The organism is Grimontia marina (assembly GCF_900060185.1).
In the GTDB taxonomy this organism is placed as follows: Bacteria; Pseudomonadota; Gammaproteobacteria; order Enterobacterales; family Vibrionaceae; genus Enterovibrio; species Enterovibrio marinus.
The window spans coordinates 1-18,243 of sequence record NZ_FIZY01000076.1; the positions used below are offsets into that span (position 1 = coordinate 1).

The window sequence follows — 18,243 nt, forward strand, 5'->3', positions numbered from 1 at the left end:
AAAGAAAGACTCAGACCTATTCATTGCCATGCTGGAGAAGCTAAAGTGGCACTACCGCCGAGCCAAAAGTGTCACCTTGATACTGGATAACTACATCATCCACAAAAGTAAAAAAACGAAGGCTTGGCTCAAGAAGAACCCAAAGTTCAGGCTGCTGTTCCAGCCCGTTTATTGCCCTTGGGTCAACGTCATAGAACGATTGTGGAATGCTCTCCATGAGACAATTACTCGGAATCACAGGTGTAAACATATGTGGCAATTGCTCAGGAAGGTGAAGCACTTTATGGATAACGTATCGCCGTACCCGGGAGGTTGCCACGGCACGGCGAAAATGTAGCACTATTCGGATCAGTTATTTAGAAGGTACTTCATGACTGTTCCTAGTATGTTTAGTGTATTTATAAAAGCGATATCGCGAGAAGAGATCAATATAGGCTTATATCTAGGCTAGGTTTTATCTCTTCCGAATGGCTGAGCGCTTGCACTCAAATCGAGCAGGGTAGGTTAGTCGGCAGTAGCCGAGCGATAAGCAGCACTACCTCACCTAAACCGAAAGCGACTATCAGGCTTTAGACTGCCTGACGGCTAACTCTCTTCCTCAACTCAAACACCAACAACCAACAGGCTATTGCCTGTTTTTATGCTGTTTGAAGTTTACAGATTTGGCTTGGATTGACGCGGAATCTCGTCTGTAGCCACTTCTGAGTGTCTTTCTGATAAATTCAACATTATATCAATGAGTTGTTGATATAAGAGTGATTAGATTTTTCTTACGGTGTCTGTCCCAGTAGTTTCATCCTGCCAGATAACCTTACGCTGTTTACCCCAAACGTTATAGCTGCGGCGCTTCAGGGTTTAGACTGCCTGACGGCTAAAACTTTTCTTCTCAACCCAAACACTACCAACCAGCAGGCTATTGCCTGTTTTTGTGCTGTTTGAAATTTGCAAATTTGGCTTGGATTGACGCGGAATCTCGTCTGTAGCCACTTCTGAGCATCTTTCTGATAAATTCAACATTATATCAATGATTTATCGATATGAGAGTGATTAGATTTTCCTTATGGTGTCTGTCCCAGTAGTTATCAGTAGCCACTTCTGAGCGTCTTTTTGATAAATTAAACATTATATCAATGAGTTATTGATATAAGAGTGATTAGATTTTTCTTACGGTGTCTGTCCCAGTAGTTATGCTGTCGGCTTGACGTTCGGGGAGCGTCCATATATGTCCCGCTAACTGTCTCTACAAGGGTCGTTAGCCTTCTCTTGGAGTGTCTACATCTATGACTCTATGCCCCAATAATCCTCTATCCTTTCCTTTAAACTCTAAACTTGCTTTCTTATGTATGACTTCGAATTTCAATAGTTCAGAGTTATTATCAATTATAAGTTTTACTCCAATAATAAGTGAAAATGAAAGAAGGAATATTAATAAGTTCTTTACTCTAAACTGAAACTTCATGATTCCAATAATAAACTTTGCCAAGTTTACGAGTGCGTATATGAATAATACCATCGCAACTAGTACTAGAATAAATCCTACGAATTCCACGAACTCCACCTATTAAACATAAATTAACATACCCAAGAGTCACATCCGTCGTCATAGTTATTGGTTTTTATACCGTCTTTTGAAAACTCTACCGAGTAAACTGACGTACTTGTTCGCTTAACTGATGCGCCAATACCAGATCTGAGCCCCACGCTAGAAAAACCTTTGCCTTCGTCGGTTTCTCCGAGGGAGCCACCAACTGCCCCCAGACTAACGTCCCCTTCCCATGCCGAACCTGCAACGTCGCTAAAATCACCTTGATGTGTTACGACAGATGCATTTAGCATGCTTGCTACCTTTGCGGACTTAGATTTTTCAACGATATCTCCTGGTATACCATGCCCACCAGCCGCGGTAGTGGTTACATAAAATCCAAACTCGTATCTTACGCCGTTTTGCTTCATCAGACCAATTTCTACACCAACATCAGCTCCTCCACTATCACCCCCAAAGATTTCAACAACCTTGGAAGGGATAGTCAGACCAATTTCTAGTGCGGACGTGGTGTCATCTCCAAAATTATATTCGTTTTCATTATCACCATTCTCACCGTCATTGCCATTATTTGAATCTGGGTTGTTGGGTGTGTAATAGTCATCATTGTCAGGATCTCCGCCTGCTCCATCGCCGCCAATTGTAATAGGTCCATCTGGCATGGGTTCAGGGCCTGGTTCCCAGTCATCTTCTGCTTGACCGGGATCTGTGTCTGAAATTCGATATCCTGATGGGTCACGATATTTAAGTGGATTGTTCCAAACGTACGCATATCTGCTGAAACTACTCGTCACAAACGGCGCTTGAATAATCGGATCCGCACTAATAAACCGCCCCAACTCCTCATCATAAACCCTTCCATTCATATGGGTCAGACCGACTTCCTCGATCTGCTCATGACCGGTATAGCCGCGGTTGGTGCTGACCGCAGTCTCGACGAGCGTTGGGCTCTTATTCGCGTTCCAGATGATTTCCCGCTGCTTACCCCATACGCTGTAACTGCGACGCTCAACCACCAGACGGTCTCTTGCAAACCGCTCTTCAATACCATTGGCACTAATCACGCCATAGCCATCGGTGATCATGTCCACCGACTCAAGTGCATCGTAGTGGAGGTATTGGGTTTTCTTATTGAGTAGTTTTTGGTCGCTGTCACGCTCATGTACAACCAGAGAAATCAGCTTCCCATCCGCATACACAAAGTGTTTATGCTCAACGTTACCTGTCGTTGTGTCTTTGACCCGCTCATACACCTTGTCGAAGTAGAAGGTTTCCACGCCATCGCTGTTGGTTTTCAGGTAGCGGCTGTGGTTAGCGTCATACTTAAATTCAACCGTTTTACCATTGCGGGTGATTTTGGTGGGTTTGTTGAACTCGTTCCATTCCAGTTCACGCTCCAAGGCATTGTCAGTGCCTGCCACGGCTTTGGCGCTGACCATGTTACCGACTTCGTCATACTGGTAAGTCAGACCGTTAGCCTGTGTGACCGCATGTGGGCCCGCCTGCACACCGCTATAGGTGTAGTCGCCGATTTCAGAGCGTTGCTTGATGTTCCCCAGCTTGTCATATTGCACGGTATGGAGCCCGGCAAAATCAGGGGTGGCACCCAAATAGTCGTCTAACGAATCAAGGGAGACATTGTTTTTGGTGACGCGATCCAGCCCGTCGTATTCGAAGGTGTCTTGGATACCCAGAATGCGGTCATATCGCATTTTCACATTGTCGTGATTGTCGTAGGTGTATTCGATATGACGCAGCAATTGTGCCGACGACTTCTTAATCCGTTGGTCAAACAGACCGGACGCGATATGGGTGGTGATATGGTCAGGGCGACCCGTTCTCGCATTGTGTTTATAGGTGTTGACCAAGCCGTTACCCAGCATTTCAGAGAGGGTATGGTTCCACGCATCGGTTTCACGACGCTGCCAGTAGTAGATATAGGCGTCTGCACCTTCTTCCATTTTTGATTGTGTCAGAATGGTATCCAGTTGTTCTGCCTGACTGTCTTCTTTGTACTGTTGGTCATGCAAATTATTGGTACATTTCTGGCGCTGTGCGGTCGTTAAATCACCGCCTAACTGATTCGCCATTTCACAGTAGATACCGGAAAACTCAGCCACATCTTCAGAGAGCGAGATCAACGCCGTCGCCAGCTCGGTATAAAACTTGTAGTGATTTCCGGCAATCACGCCTGCTTGCTCTAAATCTTCTGCCGAGAACAGTAACTCTTCCTGTGTTTCAGAATCAGCTTGTGCGACATAAATGTCCTTGGTAGACATCAGGTCTGGTTGGCCGTTCTTGTCATAATCGGTGAGGATAAAGTCATGAGCCGCCGTCAGTGCGGCGCTGTTAAATTCTGCCTCAGAGACTTTGTGCACAGTGGTGGTGTAGTTGCGTATGCCCGCGCCGCTGCCTTCCAGCGTCGATTCGATGCGATAAATGTCGCCATCCAGCGTCACATCAATCGGGGTGACCACATCATCATGCAGCATCACCCAGGTGCCGGGACGGAGGTAACACACCTTGTTAGCGTTGCACCATTGTTTAAAGCGATAGCCACCCGCCAGCATCGCAGCTGAGGAGCTATCCAGCGTGTGGACGTTTACGGTTTTTTGGTTGTATTCGGCCGCTTTTCCTTTAAAGAAGCTTTCCTGCGCTGCGTATTTTTCAGCCTTCTCCAGGTAGGTGTTGGCAAGTGCAATGGCTTCATTCAGCAACTGTCGAATTTCATCTCGGAAGCTGGCACTGGTGAACACCTCATCGGCGTAGTTTTTCGGGCTACGCACGGCAGACATATAACCGTTGGGGTTGTAGATGTATTGCAACACCAGTCTGTCTTCCGGTTTGTCTCCCCGGTTGAGTGCGTTAGGGCTGGATAAGGGAGAGGTATCTATCCCGTTTGGTCGCACTTCCTGATTAACACGCTCATAGTCGTCATAGAAATAGTGTGAGCTGAATTTCTCGCCAAGGGTCTTTTTCGCGACTTCTGACAACAGGCCATTGTTGTTGTAGTAGTAGTCGGTGGTCAGTCCGTTACCACCCACCTTGGTGAGGGTGCCGGGTTTTCCATTGCCGTCGTATTCCCACGACAAGAGATTGACCTGATTGTTTTTGTCACTGCGTTCAGAGATTTTCCGGCCCAGCGCATCATAGCTAAGGGTGGTTTTTACCCCGTTCGCATCCACTTTTTCACTGAGTTCGCCCAGCGCATTATAGGTGTAGCCCCACACGCCCATATCCGGGTCGTCAAGGCTTTTACGGTGACCGAGTGAGTCATAGCCAATCGTGGTCACGTTGCCGGATGAATCTGTGGTGTCTTTGAGCTTGCCATCCGGGTAGTAGGTGTAGGTCTGGTAAGCGCCGTCTGGCTCGTCTTTACGCAGAATATGCCCCAGCACGTTTTGGGTGGTGCTGTGTTGGTAAGTGCGGGCATCTGTCAGCTCAGTCACAAAGCCTGTGTATTGGGTTTTAAACACGGCACGCTGACCCGCTGTGGCGGCTGGCTCGTCTTTTTCTATTTCACGGTGCAATTCATCGTACTTGAAGTTCACGATGGAAACGGCATTGTCCGTCAGGAAGCGGGGGCGGGTGGCTGAGACTTTGCGGCCACTCTTATCCCAGGTGTTGTCCTGCACAATCCATTCACCATTAAAGCCCTGATGCAGTGAGCGGATTTCACGGCCTGCATAGTCAAAATGCGCCACCGCTTTACCACGGTCAGGCGCACTGGTTTCCACACAGGAGACGGTTTGTGCTGTGGCAGCGGTACAGGCATCCCCCAGTTTATAAACATGGCTGATGACGTTATTGGTACCGGGACGGGTTTCGGATGTCAGGCGTTGGAAGGCGTCATAGGCGTAGCCCATGGTACGTTCCGCCAGTGGGCTCACCGATTGTTTCATCAAACCATTCGGGTAATAGGCGAGGGACGTCGTATGGCCCTTGGCATTGCTTTGTGAGGTGGGGAACAACCCATTGGCGTCATAGGCCGTGGTCGACATGCGAGGATGGGCAATGCCTGTGCCTGTCACCTTGGTTTCGGTGACATTGCCGTAATCATCATATTTAAAACTGTTGGTAAGGGACTTGGCGGAAGAAATCGCATCGGACGTCCCGTACTCTGAGGCACGGGTGGTATTGCTCATCAGCAATTTGTCGTCGTTGTACTCAAAGCTATTTTCAACGGCGCGTTTGTCGTTGGTTGTTTTGTCTTCAATCACCGTGGTGGAGAGGTTGAGTGCGCCTATCTTCCAATAGTTTTCCGCTGTCTCTGACACCAACTCTGTGCGGCTGGAGGTGGTGGTACCAAACTCAGATTTTCCGTCGCCATCGATGTCACTGTACACATAGCTACCGCACGAGGTAGGGGAAGCCGCATTAAACTGCGCGGCAGTAATGCCGACCAGATTTCCGGTTACCGTGGTCAGGCCATCTAAATCTGTCGATGAGCCGGAGGCATCGTAGCGGTAATAGCTGTTGTAACGCTGAAGGACGATAGGGGTATCGACATCCCCGTGAATAATGACGATGTGGTCATTGGGTTTGAAGTAAATTTTCCCATCTGACCCGCAATAGCGTCCAAGGCCAGCTTTAAAGGTAGTAAGCGTAGATTCGAAGTTATCAATATTCTGGATGGAGGAAAAATCGTAAATCTGGTGGTTACTGTTCACCCCGGTAGAAAGATACTGGTTCGCGGTGGAGGTATAGAAATGCCCACCGCCATCAATTCCACTGGTGATGGTATTGGTTTCATTCAGCACATTGCCGAAATGGTCGAGGGTACGGGTCGTGACTTCTTTTCTTTTTACCACCGGATTGTCGGCTGGACTGGCGAGGTCAAAGGCCTGTGTGGTAATCGTGTTGGCATAGATTTGGTAATACTTGGCACCATAGCCTTGTTTAGTCACCAGTTGGTAGTCGAAACTCTGTTCGCTAACTTTTTTGTCATTGCGGGTTTCAATAATAGAGAGTGGCTTACCCGCTTTAATGCCGTCATTCACCTCATACGTCGTCGTTGTCACGGTTTTAATTGCTGCGTTTTCGGTGCGGGTGATTTTGTTAAAACCTAAGAACCCATAACCTTTGTAGTGCGAGCGGGCACCTTCGTAGACATAGCTGTAAGTGGTGGGCGAATAGCCCTCGGGTGACTTGGTGTACCCCGACACCAAGAATCGACGAGGTGTTGTGTTGAGGTAGGGGTATTGGTAGTAGCGAACCTGTTTGTGTACCGATGAATCAGTGGCGAATTTGTAGGAGATGTTGTAGTCAACGCCAGCTTCTTGAATAGAAGTAATTTTGTTGGAATACGGATAACCACGTTGGATCTTAGCGTTTCCATTTTTGGGTGTGATGATGGTGTCTGAGTAACCATCACCGTTTACATCAACAAACTGAAGGGCATCTTCCTTTTCGTAGACCTTTGTCCCTGAATTTGGGTCGATTGTGCCTTTGTTGTTTTTGTATTGTTTACCCTCGAAGAAAAGCTCAGGATAGCCGTCTCTATCAGTGTCATGAAAATAGAGAGATAGTTTCGGAGAGTTGGTCTCCAAGTTTATCGTTTGGGGACTGAGATAGTTTAAGCCATTGAAAAAGTAGACGTAGAGCTTACTTGAACCATGGCCACGCATAACAACATCCAGATACCCGTCATTGTTGATGTCGGCAAAGTCGACTGGCTGGCTATATGTGCCACTAAAGTTGGAAGTGACAACACTATAGCCGTCGCTGAAGATTGAAGTAAGAACACTAGTGAGGCTACTCGAGCTTGAAGTGGGCAAACCACTAAGCGCACCACTGGGCCCTCCAGTAATTTGGTACTTAAATCCGCCATTTGGGTCATCAAAGTTATGTTTGTCGTCAAGCCCATCACCGTTGATGTCTATGACAGACCAGCCAGTTACCAGTGTTTCTTTTCCAGTACCACTAAAATCGCCTGCATTCTGACCCTTCGAGCCAATTGAACAATATCCATTGCTCGCGTCACAGGATGTGAACTTACAGTAGGCGGTTAGCGTGCCATTTCCAGCTTTTGCATAACTACCACCAACATTTTTTTCGCATTGATTAAGTGCGAGAGAAGGGGCATTCAACGAGCCTACCGTAGAAAAAGACTTTACATTATTGTGTACAGTGCCATTTTGATCGCGAATGTTAACTTGGCCGTTACTGTGCTTGGCGATGACACCATACTGCTCCAATTGGCCGTCTCGATTTTTGTCGGTAAACAGAATCTGTTTGTAGTCAGTTTCTGTTGGTTGATACCCCTTTAGATTGGTGCGGAACAGAGAACTAAATGTGATGTCTGTTGCGCAAGAGGATGGGGTGCAATAGCGGATTCGATTCAAGAAGCTAAAAATTGACGAATCGTTATCATATTCGAGCGAATAGCTCCCGACCTCAGTCACTTTATCGCTTTGATAAACAGTCACCGTTTTCAGCCTTTGGTTTCTGGTCAGAAGACTTCCGCCAAGGTAGTCACTTCTTGTATCTGTTCTACCTTCATAACTAAAAACAACTTTCCCGCCGACATAGTCAATGGATGCGATTTTTTGGTCGCTGCCAGAAGCCTGCTCGGAGTAATGGAAAGTGATGCTGTTTTTGCCTGTGATATCGGTAATTTTGTTCAGCGCCCATTTGTAGACATGAGCCTGACCGGGTAATTGTGCCTGTGAGTCTTCAGTCGCACCGTACTCGTAAACAGAGCCGTCTTTGGTCCACACTTTAAAAAATGCAGGGCCACTTCCTGCTGCGCCGTAAGAAATGACTTTTGAATAGCCATTCTCTTTCAGGCGGTACTCTGTAAGATTTCCACCATCTTTACCCGTGATGGCAATCAGGCGTTGCCCATCGAGGCAGTATCGATCGTCAGCGTTAAACTGCACACCTCCCCAGCGTGAGTCTGTTGCTAAGTTTTTTCCACAGCGCGTGACTGCCGACAAACCACCAATTGACCAGCCCAAGCCAAGGTTGCCGTTTGGGCCATCACTTCGGTATTCAAGGGAAAGTCGAGGCTGATGACCTGCTCGGCCGGGAGAGACAGAGATAGGAAGGGAATAAGTCGCCTCACCGCCAGAAACAGAAAAGTCACCGGACAACACGGCGGTTTTGCCACCGCTGGGTGTCAGCGCTAAGGTGGGCGTTGGCAGGCTGAATATCGTCAAGGCGGTGAAAACGCCTGTCAGCCATTTTGATGCGATTGATGTGTTCTTCGATGTACCCACTGCAGACGAACAGATATCCATATCTACTACCTGATTTTTATTTTTGAAGAGGGGAGTTGGAAATTGGAAACAGTGTTTCTTGTCCCAATGGCTATTGGGAGTTTGATATTTGCTTTAACGCGTCAAGCCTTGCTTTGAGGTTTGCCAGCTCATCAGGGACTTGTTGTGAGTCATCAATGTTGCTTTGGGCAAACGATTCCAAATCTCCCTTGAGAATGGGGAGAGAAGGGGCGTCGGCATTGACGAGTCCGTACGTTAATGTTTGTTGAAGCTGAACAACCGGTGTTGGGTACTCTGCATCGTCGCTGAGCAGTTTTTTGGCAGGTGTATCCACGTCCACATCACTTTCAGGTGTGACACCTTGTGTCTCACTTTCAACTAGAAGCGATGAATGTGGTGTTGGCGCAGAAGAAATAGATACAAAGCCAATAACGCTGACAAGCAGAGCAACACCGGTAGCCGCATAGATGTGTGTTTTATTCATTGGCTACCTAATGAGTATGTCGGGTGAGGGCTCAATGTTAATAGCGTAAAAAATAAAAACGCTACCGCCCTTCGTAGTTAAACGACTAAAGGCAACGTTAGATGATTTCTGAGGTGAGTTTTAGGGTAGGTAATGGGTAACTGTCGATATTTTTAACAATGAATCAATGTGTTGAGATGTGCTCCATACGCTATCTGTATGAAAATTTTGTATACACTATTGTAAAGAACGCTGTTCATTTCATTTTATTTGCAAGAAAGCGTGGCAATAGTTAGATAATCAGACCAATGAGCCTGATTGTGCTATTTGTTTCTATAGGGCTATTGAACAAGGTACCGCCATGTCATCTCATGCTTCTGATCCCGAAATATCTGTTTTGCAAACCAGTATTGTTGGTCGTATCCAACACCTTACCCGTCGCAAAGACTTAGAATTTTCGGAATGGGTGAAGGAACTGCTTCAAATTGCGGCGTGGCAATTTGATGCTGACACCGCTTGCCTTTCCCGCATCGATAACGTCGAGTTGGAGGTGGTCGAATGCTATTCGAATGGCAATGTGGTTGCGAAAAAAGCGGGGGATGTTGTCGCGCTTGGCAGCACGTTTTGCAGTGTAACGGCGGGTATGTCAAAGCCACTGATGGCGCCGGATACCCGAAAGCACGAGAAACTTTCCGGTCACCCGGGCGTAAACCGCCTTCCGACTGCCTATTGGGGGGTGGCAATACACTACGGCGGAATTGTTTGGGGCACGTTAAGTGTTGTCGCTGATGCAGATGGCAGTCAGCATCTGGACAATGATGGCATCCTGACTCTGTTGGCGGGAATTCTGGAGCTGAAGTTGGAAAACGAGGAATACCGCGAAGAGCTCAACGGTGCTCACGAATCTTACCGTCAACTCCATCAGCGGTTGGAAAACTTGCAAGAGGTGGATTTACTGACAGAGTTACCAAGCCGCCAGGCCTTATTTGACTACTTATATCGTGAACTCAATCAGTTGATCCGACGTGATGGTGAAGGTGCGATTGCGCTGCTGGACATAGATTCTTTCCGTGCGATCAATGAAAAGTATGGCCACGAAGAGGGCGATCGCATCCTAAAAGGGGTGGCGACAGCCCTTCGTCAGGCGGTGCGAAATTATGACTATGTAGCGCGCTACAGTGGTCAGAAATTCCTTGTTTGGCTGCCAGACACGCTTCAGTCAGAAGTGGTGAAAGTGTGCGAACGTATGTCAGAAGGTGTTGCCCTGTGTACGATAGACAATAAGCCGATAACTATCAGCATTGGCTTCTGCGCTTTCCGGAGTGATAGCGAAAAGCAAATTCCTTATGACCGTGCCGTAGACAAACTGATCAACCTTGCACATAACGCGTTGGCAGAGGCGAAAGCCAAGGGGCGTAACTGCGCAATTTCGGCCTCCAAACGTCCTGTTACCATCACGTCAATTACCCACTAACTTGCACCACTCAACGATACAGATAAACAGAAAGAAAATAGTTTATCTGGTCGTTGATGTATTTAATGGTTTTCTGCTGATCGCTAGACTCCCCACCTTCAGTAATATCCCATGGGATGAACTTCTCATATTTTGGTAGGACTTTGCCCGATTGAACGGATGCAGGGGTTAACGCAATCAAGTAATCCACATTGTTTTGGTGATAAGCTTCAATAGGCCGGAAATGCGAATTTGAGCAGGCGATGTTGTAGTGCTTGAGCGTTTTGCAGGCGCTAGTGACATCACAATTGCTGCTGGTATAAGCGCTGTAGCTATCAAAGTGACTGTCTGCCTTGTGGGACAAAATCGCTTCTGCCACCAGTGAATAACCTTCTTTCCCGTCACACAGAAACAGCACGGACGGTTTGTGTTTCAAGCGAGAATCACGTTCAGAAAGCGCCGTTGAATCGAAGCTTTCAGCTAGATTTGAGCTGACAGAAGCGGTTTGAGCCATTTCTTTACTCTCTTTTATTTATTGGAATGTTTAAAGCCACTGCGTTGCGATGCCCAAGCAGCCTTGAGGCGTGGAATTAGGCAGACGCACTTCTGTTTTGTGCCATTCAGCAAGCGAATTTCCGCGATATAACGCAGTCAATACAGCAAGAAAAGACAGGTGCGGAGAGGGGTAGGCACAAAAATAAACTAGGCAGAAAATGTGTCAACGCGATGAAAAATGGGTGTAAGTAATATTTCAGTTAAATGACATTTCCTGTTGTAATTAAATGTTCACATTTCATTAAGGTTAGTGTCACAAGCGATCTCTAATTTTGATAGCAGTTTTTGATCAGAAATCGAATAACAGTCAGTGAGAACACTGGCAGTTGAACTCAAAAAACTATCGACTTGGAGGTTGATGTGAAACTTAAGGCTCTGATTGCGGCATCGACAGTATGCCTGTCAGCATTCGCTGCTAACAACGCAGCTGCAGCGACTCGTGACTACATTAGCATTGTTGGTTCTTCAACAGTGTATCCTTTTGCTACTGTTGTAGCGGAACGCTTTGGTCGCACTTCAGAATTCTCGGTACCGAAAATCGAATCTACGGGTTCGGGCGGCGGTCTGAAACTGTTCTGTGCAGGTGTGGGTGAAAACACCCCAGACATCACTAACGCATCGCGAAAAATCAAAAGCTCTGAAATCGAGCTGTGTGCAAAGAACGGCGTTAAAGACATCACCGAAATCAAAGTAGGTTACGACGGCATCGCTTTCGCTAACTCTAAAAAGTCTGAGCAGTTCGATATCACTCTGAAAGATCTTTTCACTGCACTGGCTAAAGTCGTTCCTGATGCGAACGGCAACCTCATCGAAAATCCGAACAAAACCTGGAAAGACGTCAACCCTTCTCTTCCAGCGACCAAAATTGAAGTTCTGGGTCCACCACCAACGTCTGGTACTCGCGATGCATTCGTAGAGCTGGCAATGGAAGGTGGCTGTAAGCAGTACCCAGAGCTCAAAGCGATGAAGAAGCAAGACAAGAAGAAGTACAAAGCAGTATGTCACGGCATTCGTGAAGATGGCGCATTCATCGAAGCGGGTGAGAACGACAACCTGATCGTACAGAAGCTCGACGCGAACCCTAACGCATTCGGCATCTTCGGCTACAGCTTCCTTGAGCAAAACTCTGACAAAGTTCAGGGCGCGAAAATCGGCGGTGTTGTACCAACGTTTGATGCGATTGGTGACGGTTCTTACCCTGTATCACGTTCACTGTACTTCTACGTGAAAAATGCACATGCAGACGTGATTCCTGGCCTGAAAGAGTATGTAACAGCCTTCACTTCTGAAGATGCGATTGGTGACGAAGGTTACCTGACTGACCGTGGCCTGATTCCTCTGTCAGCACGTGATTGGAAACTGGTTCGTAACGATGCGGTTGATTTGAAACCAAACCTGTAAGTTACTAACCCGAGGTGGTGCACTTTTTAAGGTGCACCACCTTTTGCTGTATTTATCTAAATCGAATTGAAAAGCGGTTTCGGTAAAAAGAGATTTAAGGAATACGGATGCAGACGTCCACATTGATGGTGATTTTAGCGCTGTTTGCGATAAGCGCTTTTGTACTCGCCAAAAAACGTTCCCGGGAAGTAGCTACCATTGAAGGTGGCTTGAACAAGCTTCATTCCCGACCCGCCTACTATGGTTCTTTTGCTGCGATTTTAGCAGCGGTACCCGCAGTGATTCTTCTTCTGATCTGGCAGGCGATTGAACCCAGCATGGTTCATTCTCTGGTCATGGCTCAACTCCCATCAGCGACGCTTCAAGCACACGAGAGCATGACACTGCTATATAGCCAAATTGTGCATATCGCGAATGGCGTATTGAAAACAGAAGACCCTGCCTTGTTGGCTGCTTCGGAGCATTACAAACATCTGCAAAGCATCGGACTGACCTTAAGGTGGGTTGCGGTGTTGGCAGTGTCACTGGTGGGGTTGGCTGTGGGTTGGCGAATAGTTCGTCCAAAGCTGAAAGCACGTCACTATGTGGAAAAATGCCTGCAAATATTCCTCATGTTCTGTTCAACACTGGCCATCCTGACCACGGCAGGTATTGTCCTTTCTGTGTTGTTTGAAGCGATTCGCTTCTTCCAGATTATTCCCGTCACGGACTTCCTGTTTGGGACAGAATGGTCACCGCAAATTGCCTTGCGTGCTGACCAGCAAGGTGCGAGTGGCGCATTTGGTGCGATTCCGCTGTTCACCGGCACCTTGATGATTTCCTTGATCGCCATGTGTATTGCGGCGCCTATTGGTTTGATGAGTGCAATTTACTTGGCGGAATATGCCTCTCCGCGCGTGCGCAATATCGTTAAGCCTATTCTGGAAATCCTCGCTGGTATCCCAACCGTGGTTTATGGCTTCTTTGCCGCTTTGACTGCGGCGCCGTTTATCCGTGATGTTGCTCAGGCCATCGGCCTTAGCAATACTTCATCCGAAAGTGCATTGGCTGCAGGGGCGGTGATGGGTGTCATGATCATCCCGTTTGTGTCATCACTTTCTGATGATGTGATTACCGCGGTACCACAATCTCTTCGTGATGGTTCACTTGGCTTGGGTGCAACGCGTTCAGAAACTATTCGTAAAGTTGTATTGCCAGCTGCACTTCCGGGGATAGTGGGTGGCTTGCTGCTCGCCGTTTCACGCGCGATTGGTGAAACCATGATCGTGGTAATGGCTGCAGGCTTGTCAGCAAACCTTACTGCTAACCCGCTGGACTCTGTGACCACAGTGACGGTGCAAATCGTGACCCTGCTGGTGGGTGACCAAGAGTTTGACAGCCCTAAGACCTTGGCGGCGTTCGCACTTGGCCTGACATTGTTCGTTGTGACATTGGCACTTAACTTTGTCGCCCTTCGAATCGTGAAAAAATATCGAGAGCAGTATGACTGATAAATTATTAAAACTGGCAGAGACCAAACGCGAGCGAGTCAAAGCGGGTGTAGCCCGTCGTCGTGCCAAAGAAAAGCGTTTCCGCTTCTACGGTATTGCTTCGATTTCGATGGCGTTTGCGTTCCTGATTGTCTTGATGACCACCATTTTTTCAGAAGGTTACACCGCGTTTTTCACTACCGAAATCGAGCTTCAGGTAGACCTTTCACCGGAAGCGCTTGGCATTGATGGCGATGAAACCGACCCTCAAGTGTTGATGGGCGCAAGCTACCGCAAAGCGCTTCGCCAGGCGCTTCGTGAAGAGATTGAGGTTGACGACCGCAAACAACGCCGCGCGCTTTACAGCTTTATCTCGAACGGCGCGGAATACGACCTGCGTGACAAGGTAATGGCGGACCCGTCGTTGATTGGGACGACCATCACTTACTGGGCGCAAGCAGGCGATAACTTTAACCAGTACAACAAAGGCAACATCAAGGCGAGCACGCCGGAAGATGGCCGTCAGTTCAAGAACCTTCAAATCGAATGGTATGACGAACTGAAAAAAGAAGACCGCGTTCGCACCGTGTTTAACACCAAGTTCTTTACCAATGGTGACAGCCGTGACCCTGAACTGGCTGGCATTTGGGGTGCAACGGTGGGTTCCTTCTACACCTTGCTGGTCACTCTGGTGCTGAGCTTCCCAATTGGTGTGGCTGCAGCGATTTACCTGGAAGAGTTTGCGCCACGTAACCGCGCGACTGAGCTGATTGAAATTAACATCAACAACCTTGCAGCTGTGCCGTCTATTGTTTTCGGTCTGCTGGGTCTGGCGGTGTTCCTTAATGTGGCTGACTTGCCGCGCTCTGCGCCGGTTGTCGGTGGTTTGGTGCTGACACTGATGACGTTGCCAACCATCATTATTTCCAGCCGCGCTGCAATCAAAGCAGTCCCACCTTCGGTGCGTGATGCTGCATTGGGTGTGGGCGCATCGAAAATGCAGATGGTGCTTCACCACGTTCTGCCGCTGGCCATGCCAGGCATGCTGACCGGTACCATTATCGGTATGGCTCAGGCGCTGGGTGAGACCGCGCCGCTGCTGATGATCGGTATGGTGGCGTTCATTGTTGACGTTCCTTCTGGTCCGCTGGATGCAGCCACCGCGCTGCCAGTACAAATTTATCTCTGGGCGGAAAACCCGGAAAAAGGTTTTGTTGAGAACACCTCAGGCGCAATCATGGTATTGCTGGCGTTCTTGGCACTGATGAATGCATGTGCCGTTATCATGCGTAAGCGCCTTGAGCGCAGATGGTAGGAGTATGGATATGACAACCGTAATGACTCACACAGGTGAACTGAATCAAATACCTCAAGAAATGGCGGCTGAAAAAACCGCGGCGCCAAAAGAGACCTGTGGCCTTCCATTTGTCACGGCTTCACGCATGACAGCGCGTGATGTCAGCGTGAGCTATGAAGGTGGCGCAAAGTCTGCCATTCGTAATATTAATCTCGACATCGGTGAGAAACAGGTGTTGGCGATGATTGGCCCTTCAGGTTGTGGTAAATCCACTTTCCTGCGCTGTCTGAACCGCATGAACGACACTGTACCGGGTTGTGAAGTGAAAGGTGAAATCCTGCTAGATGGCCATAACATCTATGCCAAAGAACAGGAAATCGTTGAGTTGCGTTCACAGGTGGGCATGGTATTCCAGCGCCCAAACCCGTTTCCAAAATCTATTTATGACAATGTGGCTTATGGTCCCCGCATTCATGGCTTGGTGGATGGAAAAGATGAACTGGATGGCGTGATTGAAGAATCGCTGCGCCGTGCAGGTCTTTGGGCTGAAGTGGCAGACCGTCTTGATCAGCCAGCAACTGGCCTTTCAGGTGGTCAGCAGCAGCGTCTGTGTATCGCCCGTACTATCGCGATTGCACCAGAAGTTATCCTGATGGATGAGCCATGTTCAGCGCTTGACCCGATTGCTACTGGCATCATCGAAGAGCTGATCAGCGAGCTAAAAGAAAACTTCAGTATCGTGATGGTGACGCACTCCATGTCTCAGGCGAAGCGTGTTTCTGACCGCACCGCTTACTTCCACTTGGGTGACTTGGTAGAAGTTAACGAAACGGCGCGTGTGTTTGAAGACCCAGAGCACAAGTTGACACGTGACTACATCGGTGGCCGCTTCGGCTAATCGACGAAAGCGACGATGCAAACAAGGCGAGCTTCGGTTCGCCTTGTTTGTTTGGCGCCTTTTATTGGTGCTAGTGTGTGCAATGTGTCTAAACCCTGTTCAAACGAGCGCATTTGACTAAATTCGGGCTTTACAAGCTCGTGAGGGCTTTGTAATATGCGCGGCACTTACGGAGAGATGGCTGAGTGGTTGAAAGCACCGGTCTTGAAAACCGGCATACGTTAATAGCGTATCTAGGGTTCAAATCCCTATCTCTCCGCCACATTAGAAAAGGCCGCTGAACTACCAGCGGCCTTTTTGCATTTTTACCCCTTTCAAGAGATAGGGTGCAGAACCCTAGACCCTATGGGTTCAGCCGAGCGAAGCGAGACAACGTTGCCCGGCGAAGCCGAGTAGGCAACGGCCCGAAGGGCAAGGGAGCTTGCGACCGAGTAAATCCCTATCTCTCCGCCACATTAGAAAAGGCCGCTGAACTATCAGCGGCCTTTTTGCATTTTTACCCCTTTCAAGAGATAGGGTGCAGAACCCTAGACCCTATGGGTTCAGCCGAGCGAAGCGAGACAACGTTGCCCGGCGAAGCCGAGTAGGCAACGGAGCTTGCGACCGAGTAAATCCCGCCTTTCTTTGCTACTGGCTCCGCTACAATTAGATTAAGCCCGCTCAATGAGCGGGCTTTTTCGAATTTGGAATAAAACGCTGGATATAAAGAGAAAGAAACTAAATTATTGATAAAAAGTCCATTATGTAGTCTTCGTCAAACGATGAGATCGTGACTTGGGCATTGAGTTTATTTCTTATGCGTAGCTAGAGTTAATTAGAGACCCACAGCAGTAACAGCACAAGTGTCGTAGACATGCCACGGTGCTATATCAGAATAATCGTAATGAACGGTAATAGTATGACCAGATGTTTTCGCGGTAAGAACCTGATTGACGGCATTCTCATCTTTCGAGTTCAAAAATAGCCACTCGCATCCACCTCCTAAAGACTCATTAAGCTGAATCGTCACAAACTGCCGAACAGCAGCTGTAGGACGAACTTCGGTGTGAACACGAACTTTGCTTACAGTACTGTTAACTGTCTCGGCACTGTTTACGAGGCCGGCAAAGGAGAGAAATAATCCACACATGGCAATCTGTTTTTTCATCAAATTGTCCTCATCAGAAATACAAATTAATAAACCTGCTCAACGACAATGTTCACTAAATAGCTGTTCCTAATAGTAGATCTCAAAGATAAGAGAAACTCAGTCCGCTTTGTGCGATCTGATCAATCGCCAAACCGAAACATACCGACAAAAGGACTGAGTGATGGCCATCATAGCACCGATACCTCGTGGCGAACGTCGTAGGATGAAAAAAGCGATACAGACTACCAAGGACAAGGATTATGCCCGCAGACTTATTGCTCTCATGCAACTCCACGAAGGCAAAACGATTGTCGATGTCTGCCGTATTATCAGTGCAGCCCGCTCCTCAGTGGGTAGGTGGATTGACTGGTTTACTCAAGGTGGTATGGATGCCCTGCACGCTTTGCCTGTTGGCAGACCGCCAACGCTTCCCGTTAGCGAAATGTGTGCGATGCTGACTATTCTGGTTCAGTTTTCCCCGCAGGATTTCGGTTATCAGCGAAGCCGCTGGAGTACAGAGCTTTTAACGATGCAGCTCAATGATGTATTCCAAAGTACAGTGGCGGCTTCTACGGTCAGGCGTTGGTTACCGAAAATCGGGATCGTCTGGCGTAGGGCGGCACCTACCCTCAATATTCGAGACCCTGACAAGGAAGAAAAGCTCGCTCAGATAAGTGAGGCGCTGGAGAAATGCAGTGTTGACCATCCGGTGTTTTATGAAGACGAAGTTGATATCGACCTTAACCCCAAAATTGGGGCTGACTGGACGGTAAAAGGCCAGCAGAAAAAAGTGGTCACACCGGGACAGAACTGCA

General features: G+C 48.1%; 12 protein-coding genes, 1 tRNA gene and 1 other RNA gene. 9 read left to right on the plus strand and 5 right to left on the minus strand.

Translation table 11 applies throughout. The features are described 5' to 3' along the window. Positions 1-337, plus strand: a 337-nt coding sequence (locus tag GMA8713_RS23330; protein WP_157515497.1) for an IS630 family transposase, incomplete at its 5' end; no start/stop codon positions are given. Positions 338-1,252: 915 nt separating this feature from the next. On the opposite strand, the gene GMA8713_RS23335 is transcribed toward GMA8713_RS23330, so the two are convergent. The 3 genes from GMA8713_RS23335 to GMA8713_RS23345 form a co-directional block, all read right to left on the minus strand. Beyond that, on the minus strand, positions 1,253-1,549 hold the full coding sequence (locus GMA8713_RS23335; RefSeq protein ID WP_062714741.1) for a hypothetical protein: 297 nt from the start codon (positions 1,547-1,549) through the stop codon (positions 1,253-1,255). Positions 1,550-1,572: 23 nt separating this feature from the next. Next, positions 1,573-8,784, minus strand: coding sequence for an RHS repeat-associated core domain-containing protein (locus tag GMA8713_RS23340; RefSeq protein ID WP_062714744.1), 7,212 nt, complete (start codon positions 8,782-8,784; stop codon positions 1,573-1,575). Between the two features lie 70 nt (positions 8,785-8,854). Then, a complete protein-coding gene (locus tag GMA8713_RS23345; RefSeq protein ID WP_062714746.1) occupies positions 8,855-9,247 on the minus strand; it encodes a hypothetical protein in 393 nt (130 codons plus the stop codon). Between the two features lie 340 nt (positions 9,248-9,587). Between GMA8713_RS23345 and GMA8713_RS23350 the strand changes: the two genes are divergently transcribed. Beyond that, positions 9,588-10,700: a sensor domain-containing diguanylate cyclase gene (locus GMA8713_RS23350; protein WP_062714748.1), complete on the plus strand. Its 1,113-nt coding sequence runs from the start codon at positions 9,588-9,590 to the stop codon at positions 10,698-10,700. A 10-nt stretch (positions 10,701-10,710) separates the two neighbouring features. Here GMA8713_RS23350 and GMA8713_RS23355 read toward each other — a convergent pair whose 3' ends face one another. Further along, positions 10,711-11,193: an arsenate reductase/protein-tyrosine-phosphatase family protein gene (locus tag GMA8713_RS23355; RefSeq protein WP_062714750.1), complete on the minus strand. Its 483-nt coding sequence runs from the start codon at positions 11,191-11,193 to the stop codon at positions 10,711-10,713. A gap of 401 nt (positions 11,194-11,594) precedes the next feature. On the opposite strand from GMA8713_RS23355, the gene GMA8713_RS23360 reads away from it, so the two are divergent. The 6 genes from GMA8713_RS23360 to GMA8713_RS23385 all read left to right on the plus strand — a co-directional run bounded on the left by GMA8713_RS23360 (position 11,595) and on the right by GMA8713_RS23385 (position 16,752). Then, a complete protein-coding gene (locus GMA8713_RS23360; RefSeq protein WP_062714752.1) occupies positions 11,595-12,635 on the plus strand; it encodes a PstS family phosphate ABC transporter substrate-binding protein in 1,041 nt (346 codons plus the stop codon). A gap of 107 nt (positions 12,636-12,742) precedes the next feature. Then, positions 12,743-14,125, plus strand: a complete 1,383-nt coding sequence (gene pstC / locus GMA8713_RS23365) for a phosphate ABC transporter permease subunit PstC (RefSeq protein WP_062714755.1) — start codon at positions 12,743-12,745, stop codon at positions 14,123-14,125. Continuing rightward, complete coding sequence (gene pstA / locus GMA8713_RS23370; RefSeq protein WP_062714758.1) at positions 14,118-15,419, plus strand: phosphate ABC transporter permease PstA; 1,302 nt, start codon at positions 14,118-14,120, stop codon at positions 15,417-15,419. The genes pstC and pstA overlap by 8 nt, the downstream gene beginning before the upstream one ends. Positions 15,420-15,429: 10 nt before the next feature. After that, positions 15,430-16,299 carry a phosphate ABC transporter ATP-binding protein PstB gene (gene pstB, locus GMA8713_RS23375; protein ID WP_062714760.1) on the plus strand — a complete coding sequence of 290 codons (870 nt, stop codon included), beginning with the start codon at positions 15,430-15,432 and terminating at the stop codon, positions 16,297-16,299. 171 nt (positions 16,300-16,470) lie between these two features. Then, a tRNA-Ser gene (locus tag GMA8713_RS23380) sits at positions 16,471-16,561 on the plus strand. 44 nt (positions 16,562-16,605) lie between these two features. Next, positions 16,606-16,752: non-coding RNA, RtT sRNA (locus GMA8713_RS23385), on the plus strand. A 361-nt stretch (positions 16,753-17,113) separates the two neighbouring features. On the opposite strand, the gene GMA8713_RS23390 is transcribed toward GMA8713_RS23385, so the two are convergent. Then, positions 17,114-17,446, minus strand: a complete 333-nt coding sequence (locus GMA8713_RS23390) for a hypothetical protein (RefSeq protein ID WP_062714762.1) — start codon at positions 17,444-17,446, stop codon at positions 17,114-17,116. Between the two features lie 163 nt (positions 17,447-17,609). Here GMA8713_RS23390 and GMA8713_RS23395 point away from each other — a divergent pair. Then, positions 17,610-18,243 (plus strand): IS630 family transposase (locus tag GMA8713_RS23395; RefSeq protein ID WP_157515677.1); only part of this gene is annotated, 634 nt, incomplete at its 3' end.

Excerpts from the sequence above, each read along its gene's own strand:
- GMA8713_RS23340 (WP_062714744.1), bottom strand. The coding sequence starts at position 8,784 with ATGGATATCTGTTCGTCTGCAGTGGGTACATCGAAGAACACATCAATC.
- GMA8713_RS23345 (WP_062714746.1), bottom strand. The coding sequence starts at position 9,247 with ATGAATAAAACACACATCTATGCGGCTACCGGTGTTGCTCTGCTTGTC.
- GMA8713_RS23350 (WP_062714748.1), top strand. The coding sequence starts at position 9,588 with ATGTCATCTCATGCTTCTGATCCCGAAATATCTGTTTTGCAAACCAGT.
- GMA8713_RS23355 (WP_062714750.1), bottom strand. The coding sequence starts at position 11,193 with ATGGCTCAAACCGCTTCTGTCAGCTCAAATCTAGCTGAAAGCTTCGAT.
- pstC (WP_062714755.1), top strand. The coding sequence starts at position 12,743 with ATGCAGACGTCCACATTGATGGTGATTTTAGCGCTGTTTGCGATAAGC.
- pstA (WP_062714758.1), top strand. The coding sequence starts at position 14,118 with ATGACTGATAAATTATTAAAACTGGCAGAGACCAAACGCGAGCGAGTC.
- pstB (WP_062714760.1), top strand. The coding sequence starts at position 15,430 with ATGACAACCGTAATGACTCACACAGGTGAACTGAATCAAATACCTCAA.
- GMA8713_RS23390 (WP_062714762.1), bottom strand. The coding sequence starts at position 17,446 with ATGAAAAAACAGATTGCCATGTGTGGATTATTTCTCTCCTTTGCCGGC.